The organism is Oceanobacillus sp. HCA-5259, from assembly GCF_037892815.1.
Classification (GTDB): domain Bacteria; phylum Bacillota; class Bacilli; order Bacillales; family Amphibacillaceae; genus Oceanobacillus; species Oceanobacillus indicireducens.
This window is the reverse complement of sequence record NZ_JBBKBV010000042.1, coordinates 17,477-29,357: the sequence shown is the minus strand read 5'-3', so window position 1 is coordinate 29,357 and position 11,881 is coordinate 17,477. Positions and strand designations below refer to the sequence as shown.

Below are 11,881 nucleotides of genomic sequence, written 5' to 3'. Positions count from 1 at the left end.
ATCCATTCATAGTTACTAATAATGGTTACCATATCATTTTTGATTTGCAAAATTGCTTCCCCACCCATGTAGCAGGGGCTGGACTAAACGTTACGTATTATGGTAACGAATGATTGTAACGATTAATGTATAGGAACTATTGTCCTATTCATCTGATAAGCCTACTTGTACAAATTCTAAATCTTTGTTAAGCATCTCTAACTCTTCCATTAAATTATTATCGGAGGATGAACTTGCCTGTAGAGCAGGTAGAATAAAGGGTTCCTTATCTAGATGAAATATTACCTGTCCAACCCCTTGCTGCTGTAATCCATTCACCTCATTTTTCAGATGGATATTATCAAGCTCTTGAATAAAATGATGAAAACGTGTGTACATGGATGAATCAAATGCATTACTAACATTCAAGAAGAAGACGTCGTATGACTTTTTGCTAATAGCAATAGCATAAGATAATGTTTTGTTAACTGTATTGCTGAAAGGAATCACCTTTTCATATCCTTCTTGATGCAGTTTTTCATAAACTTGATGTTTAGCTGTCTGATTTAATGCGGTTTGATTCATCTCAAAATGGAGAGTTTCTTCTAGATTATTAACAGGCGTTAGAATTAATCGAACTTCTTGATTGAATGGGTACATTTCCTTTAGGAAGGCTGATAAGATATTTGTCCAGCGTCGCTTCAATCCATATATCTGTTGCTTTGCATCTGTCAGGAATAGAATACCTTTAAATGGAATGGTCAGGTCGTGTTTCTTTAAATAGGATAAGTAGTTCTTATAGTTTTCAAACTTAGCCAATAATTGTGTATGGTTTTCTGTTGAGCGGTCTGCTTCTATCCAAAACGTCTCCTTATTTGGAAGCATAATTTCTGCGTCTGGTCTTATTTTGTAATCTTTGCTGTTAAGTGTATATTGGGTTGAGCAATACATGGAGAGACGGTGATCTATCGACTCTTCCTCACTAAAGTGAATGCGTAATTGAATAAAAAGGTCTATCAACAATAGATGATGATTTATTTGTTGTTTTGGTGGCTGATAAAGTTCATAAGGTAAGTCGGATTGAGTTGGAATGCCACTTCTTTCATTCAATAAGATAAATCCGTTTTCACTTGCACCAACATCGATATTGAGCATTGCTTTGACTACCTCAAAACCCATTTTCGTTAAATAATAAATCGAGCCGGGATGAAGAGGATCTTCAACTTTCTTCGAGGCTACGATTTTTTGTTTCTTTAATTTACTTAGGTAGTTGTGAATGTTTGATTTCTGGGTAGAAAGTGGTTTTTCTAATTCATAGTACATCTGGGTTAATTGTAAGGCTGTCATGCCTCGATAATAAAAAAGATATTCTATTATTTTCATAGAACAATTAGTCAGTTTGTATGTGCTAATGATACTCATTGCAAATTCCTCCTTTTAAAGTTGATTTCAAGTAATCAAGTTCGGCTTGTATAACTCCTCTTAGCCCAAAAAAGTAATTTGTGCTAGAGACCTTTGTCAGAACGGAACCTTAAAGCATTCATCCCATTAATTAATAAGTGATTCTACTAATGATAGACTCACCTACTAATTAATAAAGTGACTCTCTTAGTGAGTGAATAAATAAAGCTAGTATCTGTAAGGTATTTTAAATAGTTTAGCAGGTGGTTGTTTATATTCGAATAGTATTGTTAAATTTGGTATCTCTGTTTTGAAATAAACATCTTTTGATTAATTAAGTCATCAGGTCTTCGAATATAAGAGTTCTTCAAGTATATTGCTTATGTAAATCACATCATTTGATTCACTTATTGATGACTTTTTATGAAAGGAAGATGCCAGATGAAGAAAGCAGGAGAAATCATTAATCATTTGAATGAAACAGGTGCTAATATCTATGAACTAAGTAAGCAATTTGGCTTAGCGGATACAACTTTGCGTGCAAGATTAAAAAAATTAGGCTATTCGTTGAATCAAAAAGGTGAGTGGGAGTACACAGGTGATTCAGATAAGGAGCCAGTGGATGAGGACGTTGTTTCTAAGAAGCGAATGACAGCACCAAAGAATCTGCCTGTAACGTCTCAAGTACCAAATATTGTTGGTAATATTACTATTCATCAAGCATTAATGGAGTTAGATTTATCTAATAAAGGAGTTAGGACAACCATTAAGATTCAACCTGAATATATTGAAGAAATGAAGGAGCTTGCTGCCAAAACTCGTTTACGGCTTTCTGATTTGTATACGCTAGCCGTGTATGAGTTATTGGAAAAGTATCGTTCAAATTAATAGGAAAAAGGGTATGTGTGTTTAAAGTAGACATACATATCCTTTTTCACCTTCAGTGCTAAAAGGCCCGAGGGAAAAAAGATTCAATAAAAAATCTATAAAACCTCTTAGAATTTTAAAATCTTAACATTATAATATTTTGGATTTATATATGAAAGCAGAATGTGACAGCCAATTATCATTTAAGTAAATGAAAATTCAATTACAACAAAGGGAGAACCCCAATCATTCTATGAACAGAGAGTTTTACTCCTGTCATGGTTGTTTGGGGTTATTTTATGTTAGGAGGATTATTAATGAAAGAAGTAAATGATGTAAAGCATGTTAAAACTAGTGTAGGTGATAGCATTTATCTCTTCTGGGAAGCAAAAATGGCACTTGATACAGAGTTAACAATTTTAATGAACAGCACGGAGAGATATTACTATGAAAGAAATACGAAACAAAAACAGACTGAAGGAGAAAGACTTTCAAACTTTATTATTGATCCACTATTCGTTATGGAAGAGAGCAATAAAAAAGTAAAATATATATTAAAATTAATCTCCAAAGAATACTCAAAAGTAATAGAAATAGACGGTGAGACTTTGGCGATACAAAATTCCTTTAAGAAATTTTGTATGAGTTATGGGATGTTTAATTGGAGAGGTAAACAATATCATTTAGATGATTTAACGGAGTTTATAATGGCAAATACGACTAAAAAATTAACTATCGTAACTTATAGTGGTTTCAACTCAAGTGATAATGTCTGGTTTTATCCTAATCATGCATATTTTCAAGGAAATGTGTATTTTCCAGATGAAGACGGTGTTTTTGAAATTAATAATAAATACTATAAATTAGAATTGGAAAAGGATGATGACTACGTTATTTATCCACCTATTATGGCTAGCCCAACTAAACCAAGTATTACTAATTTCTTTAATGACTTAAAAAAACTTTATGGCAATTATTTTTATCTTACATTCGGATATATTGCTAGTTCATTTCATGCTGATGTAATAAGTGCCAAAACGGACTGCTTTCCTTTTATATATATCTATGGGAAACAATCAAGCGGTAAGAGCGCAAGTATGAATATTTTTTCAAAGTTTTCTGGTATGAAAGTATCACTCACGACTCCACCTACATTAGATGCTCTAAGAAAAGGTATCAGTAAAAGAGCAAATGTGCCTTTTGTTATAGATGAAGCTGAGGATAAAGATGATCGGTCTAGAGGAAGAGATTTTTTTAAATATTATTCTGATGCCATAAAGGTAATTTATATGCGTCAAGCTCTGGTACGTGGTCATAAAGATGAAAATGCAGTGATTCGTTATCCAATACGCGGCACTTTATTTTTGGGTGGAGAGGTATTAACTAGTGTTGCATCAATTATACAGCGATCTGTATTAATGGATTCATCCAATATTGTAAAAAATGAAGAAGTATTCAATGAAGTGAGAGAGAGTGAAATACCAATTTGGGTTGGTCAATACCTGATGCAATCCTCGCATGAATGGCAGTCAAATGTTTTGGAATTGTACGATGATATTACCAAGTACTTTATTAAACAGGGCTGTACTAATATTGATGTGCGAGTTAGAAGCAATTATGCAATATTCTTAGCTGGAGCATTTGCAGCATTAAAACAATTAAATAAATACTTTAACGAAGAGATATTTTTAAACGATAAGGAAGAGTTAAAGGAAATCTACCTTTTTGTTTATAAGGAAATGAAAGAGACGCAACAAATGACAGAGACTGACCATCCATCAAATAAATTCCTATCAAAGATTGGTCTGTTGGCGAATAATGGAGTTTTGTTACCAAACATTGATTATAAGTTAAAAAAGCAAAAGGATGGTAATGTATTACTGTATTTAGCCCCCACTAATGTTATGGATGCGTATAAAGATCACGAGAAGCATCCATTTTATTCAACAAGTAATAAAGCTGTCAAAGATATTCAAAATCAATCGTTTTTTAAAGGTACTAAAAAGGCCCGAATTGGTAAAGGACAATTTCATGCATGGACGATTCAGCTTACAAATCCTGATAATCCAGAATTGATTCAAGATGGGATTATTCATCCTGATTTACCTGATACAATGATTTACTTTTACAATGGCAAGTTCTAGACTGTGTTCCAAAAAATTCGGAACAAATGGAACGCTCTGAACGTACTGTAATCAGGGCATTGCATCGAGATGTTCTGTTGTTCCTAAAATTACCTCTCTGTACCATACTTTTTTTATAGTTACCTATCGAGTTGGTAGTACTTGCTATCCTTACTATTAACGTATTTTATTATTGGATATTTGGAACAATTTATATTAAATAGTAGATAAATCCCAATAAATAAGGGGTTACTTTCGAATACAGATGTTCTAAAGTCTACTAGTAATTTGGAACGTATTTGGAACACTCTAGAAATATGAACAAACTAAATTCGATTAATCAAATAAGCGATCCCTTTATATAGAAGTAAATATAAAGGGATCGCTTTTTAATTTATATATTAAGTGATCATTGTGTTATCAAGTGAATCTTGCACTAACCTATATCAGTCAACGTTTGACGTCAAAGAAATAAGGAGTAATTTACTAAGGATGATTTTTGCTTTCTTAAATCTATAGCTACCAAAAGACATGAGCAACAGTACCAGTATAGTTTTTTGCAACCCTATCTCAGATGTACGACACCATAAAGTTTAATAAGCTTCACTTTGAAACTTTCGAACAGTGCCTTTATACAATGATTGACTGTAAACAAATTTCCTATTACAATATAACTATATATTGACTCAGACAATATTTAAAGGTAGGTGATCAATTGATAGGTTTAGAATACATCTTAGATCTTTATGGGATGCAGCATATTGAATTAGCTGAGAAACTAGGCATTAAAAAGCAAAATATTAACCTATGGATTAAAGGGAAGCAAAACATCTCTAAAAAGCATCTACCGACTTTGGAGAATATTTTTGGTATAGAGGCTAAATACTTTTCTAAGGAATTAACCGAACTGGAAAAGCTGGAGATCCAAAAGGAGAAACTAAAACGAGATCTTCAACCTGTTATAATGAAACATGAAGAACAATTTCTAATTGGAGAGGAAAACGATCTCGTTGAAGTTCCTGTTTATGATAAAGAGGAAATAAATCAAATTGAGCATGATATTGAAAGGGCAAAGCTTATTGAAAAGTTCCGGGAAATGATAAATAAAACGGAACACCAGCCTTATTTAGATACATTTAAGTTAGTTTTGGAACTTTTAGATAAAGCACAGCATGAACCGACTTTCCATAAAACGATTGAGGGATTGGCACATTATTTAGAGGTACTACCGGATTGGGTTTCTACAGGCCCTGAACAAGATGAGTTTGAAAGCGAATTATTTGAAGTATTAGATGACCATAACTATTAAAAAGGGAGTTTTAGAGCATGGAGACAGCAAAGATCGGATTTGAGGAAACACTTTGGAAAGCAGCGGATAAATTACGTGGAAGTATGGATGCATCTGAGTATAAGCACGTTGCATTAGGATTAATTTTCTTAAAATATATTTCAGATAAATTTGAAACAAAATATAACGAATTAGTTGAAGAAGGCGATGGCTTTGAAGAGGATCGTGATGAATATACATACGAAAACATCTTCTGGGTTCCCAAAGAAGCGCGTTGGGACTTCATTAAAGACCATGCAAAAGATTCAAAAATTGGACAATACATTGATGAAGCGATGATAGCAATTGAGAAAGAAAATCCATCATTACGAGGGGTATTAGATAAGCGCTATGCACGGCCAGAGCTTGATAAACGCCGTTTGGGTGAACTGATTGACTTGATTTCAACGATTAAACTGCACAGTAAAGAAGAGAAAGATTTACTTGGTCGTATTTATGAATACTTCTTAGGTAAATTTGCAAGTGCAGAGGGTAAAGGTGGCGGAGAGTTCTATACACCACAAAGTGTTGTAAAAACATTGGTTGAAATGATTGAACCATACGAGGGTCGTATATATGATCCTTGCTGTGGTAGTGGTGGTATGTTTGTACAAAGTGAAAAATTCGTAGAACGCCGACAAGGAAAAATAGAGAACCTATCTATTTATGGTCAGGAATTAAACTCAACTACTTGGAAGCTTTGTAAGATGAATCTTGCTATTCGTGGGCTAGAAGGAAATATTGGAGAGCATCATGCGGATACTTTCCATAATGACCTCCATAAAACACTTAAAGCTGACTATATCTTGGCTAATCCTCCGTTTAATATTAGTGATTGGGGAGGAAATGAATTAGCAGATGATGTACGGTGGAAATACGGTACACCACCAGATGGAAATGCTAACTACGCTTGGTTGCAGCATATGATCTATCACCTTTCGCCAAATGGTACAGCAGGGATCGTCTTAGCGAATGGTTCATTAAGTTCCAATACATCTAATGAAGGAGAAATTCGTAAAAATTTATTAGAGGCCGATTTAGTTGATGCTATTGTTGCTTTACCAGATAAATTATTTTATTCAACAGGTATCGAGGTTTCTTTATGGATACTAAATCGTAATAAAAAAAATAACCCAAACTATCTCAGTCATGAAAATGAGATTTTGTTTATTGATGCTCGTAAAATGGGGAAAATGGTAGATCGTCGTTTACGTGAATTAAAAGAAAAAGATATTCAAAAAATAGCCGGAACCTATAGAAATTGGCGTAAAGCAGATAAAGAGTATAAAGATATTAAAGGATTCTGTAAAACAGCTACATTAGATGAAGTTCGTAAAAACGAATATGTACTGAATCCCGGACGCTATGTTGGTTTAGAGGAAATGGAAGATGATGGTGTCCCCTTTGAAGAGAAGATGGAAACAATTACTGATGAATTAAGAGAGTTGTTTAACAAATCCCACCAATTAGAAGAGGAAATTAGGAAGAACTTAGGGGGGGTTGGTTATGACATCTAATGATTGGAAAAAGGTAACATTAGGCGAAATATCTATTGACGGTAAAGGTAGTTATGGAATTGCTGCTTCTGCGGTGGAATATTCTGATGATTTATATACTTATTTAAGAATTACGGATATTAACGACGATGGTACATTGAATAAAATTGATTTAAAGTCTGTAAATGATGAGAAGGCTAAGAATTATTTACTAAAACCAAATGATATTGTATTTGCGCGTACAGGAAATAGTACTGGAAGAAGCTATTTTTATGATGGTTCAGATGGTGAGTTGGTATATGCTGGATTTTTAATTAAATTTAGCCTAGATCCAACTAAGGTAAATCCTAAATTTATGAGATATTATATTTTATCTAATGAATATAAAGGATGGGTTTCTTCTTATAGCACAGGTAGTACTAGGAGGAACATTAATGCAAAAACCTATGCAAATATGGAAATTCTTCTCCCGCCTCGAAAACAACAAGATTATTTAGTCGATCTTCTTTCACCAGTAGATATGAAAATAGAAACCAATAACCAAATTATTAAAAAGTTGGAAGAATTAGCTCAAGCTTTGTATAAACAATGGTTTGTTGATTATGAGTTTCCGAATGAAAATGGAGAGCCATATAAGTCTAGTGGTGGAGAAATGGTTAAAAGTGAATTAGGGTTGATTCCAAAAGCGTGGAAAATAGGAGCAATTAAAGATATTGGTGAAGTAGTCGGAGGAGGTACGCCGTCTAAGAAACAGACAGATTATTATACTTCAGAAGGTATACCTTGGATTACACCAAAAGATTTGTCTGGTTTTAAGAATAGATATATAGAGAGAGGTGCTATTGATATAACTGAAAAAGGTTATAACAATAGTAGTGCTAAGATTTTACCAAAGGGTTCAGTTTTATTTAGTTCTAGGGCGCCTATAGGCTACATTGCTATAGCTAGTAATGAAGTATCTACTAATCAAGGCTTTAAGTCTGTAGTTCCCTATAAAGGTTTTGGAACAGAATTTGTCTTTCAAACACTGAAAAGTAAATTAAAAACAATCAAAAATAGAGCGTCTGGCTCTACATTTAAGGAGATATCGGGAGGAGAATTAAAAAAGATTGAAGTAATTTTACCTTCTCAAGAAATAATAAATAAATTTAATCAAAAAACAAAAATATTAGCAGAAATAATTTTAAATTTCGAAGAGCAGAACAAACGATTAGTGAACCTTCGAGATACACTTTTGCCAAAGTTAATTTCTGGTGAGATACGTGTATCACTGGAAGATGAAGTTTTATCAAAGTAAAGATAAACGTAGAAATAATGTTTGATCGAAAGGAGAGAGGTGAATGAGTTTCCTAGAAAATTTTACAGAAGATAAACTGGAAGAAGCAGCAATAGAGATACTTCAAGAGCTTGGCTATAATTATATCTTTGGTCCAGAAATCAGTCCTGATGGGGAGAGACCTGAACGCAAAGATTATCGAACGGTCATTCTAGAAGACCGTGTAAAAGATGCTTTATTTAAGAATAATAGGCATTTGCCACACGAAGCCTTGGAAGAAGCTTTTCGTCAAATCATTGCCTTTAACAGTCCAAGCCTTGAAGAAAACAATCGCTATTTTCACAAGCTGATTACTGATGGTATAGATGTATCTTTTCATAAAGATGGTCAAAATCGTTCCATGAAGGCCTTTTTAATTGATTTCGCAGAGTCATCAAATAACGAATTCCTTGTCGTCAATCAATTTACGATTGTTGAAAAAGAAGAGCGACGCCCAGATTTGGTTCTATTCATCAATGGTATTCCCTTTGTTGTTATTGAGCTTAAATCTGCTTCTGATGAGAATGTAAGTATTGATAATGCGTATGCACAGATCCAAACTTATAAACGGGATATTCCCTCTTTGTTCTACTATAACGCTTTTTGCATCCTGTCAGACGGAATTAATGCTAAAGTAGGTACTATAACTGCTAATCAGGAACGTTTTATGAATTGGCGGTCGGTTGATGGAGAAACAATCGAACCCTTGGAAGTACCTCAGTATGAAGTGTTGCTAAGAGGAATGCTTTCAAAAGAGCGTTTGATAGATATTATTCAAAACTTTATTCTTTTTCAGGAATCTAGTGAAGAAGAACGCGATGAAAATTTTAATAAAATTGGTGATAAAAAGACTATCGCTAAAATAATGGCTGCATACCATCAATATTTTGCTGTAAAAAAAGCAGTAGAACATACTAAAACAGCAACAAGTGAAAATGGAGATCGAAAAATTGGAGTTATTTGGCACACCCAAGGGTCTGGTAAAAGTTTTTCAATGGTCTTCTATACAGGTCAGCTTATTAATCAGTTAAATAATCCAACCATTGTCGTAATTACAGACCGTAATGATTTAGATGATCAATTATTCTCTACTTTTTCTAAATCACAGGATTTATTAAGACAAGCTCCGAAACAAGCAGATGTTCGCAAGCTAACTGACGAGCAGAAAAAACAACAGGCTAATGAAAAGTCTAAAGAAATAAACGGATTGTACGATCTCTTAAACGAACGACAATCAGGTGGAATTATTTTTACCACTATCCAAAAGTTTAAGCCGGAAGAAGAAGGAGAAATGCCTGTCCTAACTGACCGTAAAAATGTCATTATTATCGCGGATGAGGCACACCGTAGTCAGTACGGATTTTCTGCAAAGACAAATACAAAAACAGGCGATGTGAAATATGGATATGCAAAATATTTACGTGATGCACTTCCGAACGCTTCCTTTATTGGTTTTACTGGAACACCTATTGAACTAGAGGATAAGTCAACTCCGGCTGTTTTTGGTAATTATATTGATATATATGACATGACACGAGCGGTGGAAGATGAAGCGACAGTTCGAATTTATTATGAAAATCGAATTATTCGTTTAGAAGCCAATGAAGAGGAATTAGCTAGAATTGATGAAGAATTTGAAGAGATTACAGAAGATCAAGAAGAATCTACCCGTGAAAAATATAAATCTAAATGGTCTAGGCTTGAAGCGATTGTTGGTTCACCTAGTCGAATTCAGAAGTTAGCAAAAGATATCGTCAACCATTACGAAGAAAAAGCTAAAACAATTGATGGAAAAGCGATGGTTGTTTGTATGAGTCGTCGAATTTGTGTTGCACTATACGATGAAATTGTTAAACTTCGACCAGATTGGCATTCCAATGACGATGACAAAGGGAAAATAAAAGTAGTCATGACTGGTAGTGCCGGGGATGAAGATGCACTGCAGGCACACATTGGTGGAAAAAAACGTCGAGACTTATTGGCAAAACGAATGAAAGATAACAGTGATGACTTAAAAATGGTTATTGTTCGTGATATGTGGCTAACCGGATTTGACGTTCCTTCCATGCATACGATGTATATCGATAAACCAATGCAAGGCCACAATTTAATGCAGGCGATTGCAAGGGTTAACCGTGTATTCAAAGATAAATCTGGTGGGGTAGTTGTTGACTATATAGGAATATTAGAAAGCTTGAAAAAGGCGTTAAATCAATATACAGACAGTGATAAGAAAACTACAGGTATTGATACTTCAGCTGCTGTGGGTGTAATGAAAGAGAAATTAGAAATCTTGCAAAATTTGATGCACGGTTATGATTACTCGGCTTATATGAGTTCATCACAAGCAGGACGTATTCGTGCCATTACCGGTGGTATGAATGTAATTTTCGGTAAGAATGAAAAGGAACAAAAGGAATTTAAACAGACAGCAACTGAGCTAGCCAAGGCTCATTCATTATGTGCAGCAACAGAAGAAGGTAAAGCTGTAGCTCTAGAAGTTAGTTATTTTAAAGCAGTTAAAGCGAGCCTTAATAAACTTCAAGAAAAACAACCGAAACGTAAATCGAAAAAGGAAGTAGAAGCACGAGTTAGCCAGTTACTTGAACGGTCTATTATATCTGAAGAAGCGGTAGATGTATTTGAAGTAATGGGATTGAAACATCCAGATGTATCTATCTTATCGGAAGAGTTCTTAGAAGAGGTTCGAACATACGAGCATAAAAACTTAGCGGTTGAAATGCTTAAAAAGCTATTAGAAGGAAACATCAAAACGATGGAGAAACGTAACCTCGTTAAATCAAAGAAATACTCGGAAAAACTAAAACAGTCCTTAAATAAATACAAAAACCAAGCAATTACTAACGCTGAAGTAATGGAAGAATTAATCCAAATGGCGAATGATATGAAAAAGGCACGGCAAGAGGAAGAAGATTTAGGTTTAAACGATGACGAAATAGCTTTCTATGATGCTTTAACATCCGAATCCGTTGTAAAAGAGTTAATGGAAGATGAAGTATTACTAAAAATAGCAAACGAACTTACACAGGCAGTAAGACGTAACATGACAATTGATTGGCATGTTCGTAAGAGTGCGCGAGCCGGAATGCGAAGAATTATTAAGAGGCTATTGAAGAAGTATGATTATCCACCAGAACAGGCGAAAAAAGCTTTGGATACTGTTATGCATCAAGCAGAGTTGATGGCGGAGAATACTGAGGTAAGGGATTGGGATATACAACAGGCAGCAGAATCAAAAGGTGAATATAGATTATAACAGCGAATGTCAGTCATCTAAAAGGTTAGGTAAAGGAACTTTTATGGATGGCTGGCATTTTTGTGTATGTGAGTGACTGTTCCTATGTTATAGGGC

The 11,881-nt window shown here is 34.3% G+C and carries 7 protein-coding genes; 6 read left to right on the top strand and 1 reads right to left on the bottom strand.

What is annotated here, in order from left to right:
• Positions 1-144 precede the first annotated feature (144 nt).
• The gene (locus WKU33_RS16710) at positions 145-1,401 is read right to left on the bottom strand and encodes a replication-relaxation family protein (protein WP_340455674.1); all 1,257 of its coding nucleotides are present in this window, start codon (positions 1,399-1,401) and stop codon (positions 145-147) included.
• Positions 1,402-1,821: 420 nt separating this feature from the next.
• On the opposite strand from WKU33_RS16710, the gene WKU33_RS16705 reads away from it, so the two are divergent.
• From WKU33_RS16705 to WKU33_RS16680, 6 genes are all read left to right on the top strand, one after another.
• Positions 1,822-2,268: a ribbon-helix-helix domain-containing protein gene (locus WKU33_RS16705; RefSeq protein ID WP_340455672.1), complete on the top strand. Its 447-nt coding sequence runs from the start codon at positions 1,822-1,824 to the stop codon at positions 2,266-2,268.
• Between the two features lie 296 nt (positions 2,269-2,564).
• A complete protein-coding gene (locus tag WKU33_RS16700) occupies positions 2,565-4,391 on the top strand; it encodes a hypothetical protein (RefSeq protein WP_340455670.1) in 1,827 nt (608 codons plus the stop codon).
• Positions 4,392-5,085: 694 nt separating this feature from the next.
• Positions 5,086-5,679 carry a helix-turn-helix domain-containing protein gene (locus tag WKU33_RS16695; RefSeq protein WP_340455668.1) on the top strand — a complete coding sequence of 198 codons (594 nt, stop codon included), beginning with the start codon at positions 5,086-5,088 and terminating at the stop codon, positions 5,677-5,679.
• Between the two features lie 17 nt (positions 5,680-5,696).
• Positions 5,697-7,214, top strand: a complete 1,518-nt coding sequence (locus tag WKU33_RS16690; protein WP_340455666.1) for a class I SAM-dependent DNA methyltransferase — start codon at positions 5,697-5,699, stop codon at positions 7,212-7,214.
• A complete protein-coding gene (locus tag WKU33_RS16685) occupies positions 7,204-8,490 on the top strand; it encodes a restriction endonuclease subunit S (protein ID WP_340455664.1) in 1,287 nt (428 codons plus the stop codon). Before WKU33_RS16690 ends, WKU33_RS16685 begins: the two co-directional genes overlap by 11 nt.
• A gap of 43 nt (positions 8,491-8,533) precedes the next feature.
• On the top strand, positions 8,534-11,785 hold the full coding sequence (locus WKU33_RS16680) for a type I restriction endonuclease subunit R (protein WP_340455663.1): 3,252 nt from the start codon (positions 8,534-8,536) through the stop codon (positions 11,783-11,785).
• The last annotated feature ends 96 nt before the right edge of the window (positions 11,786-11,881 follow it).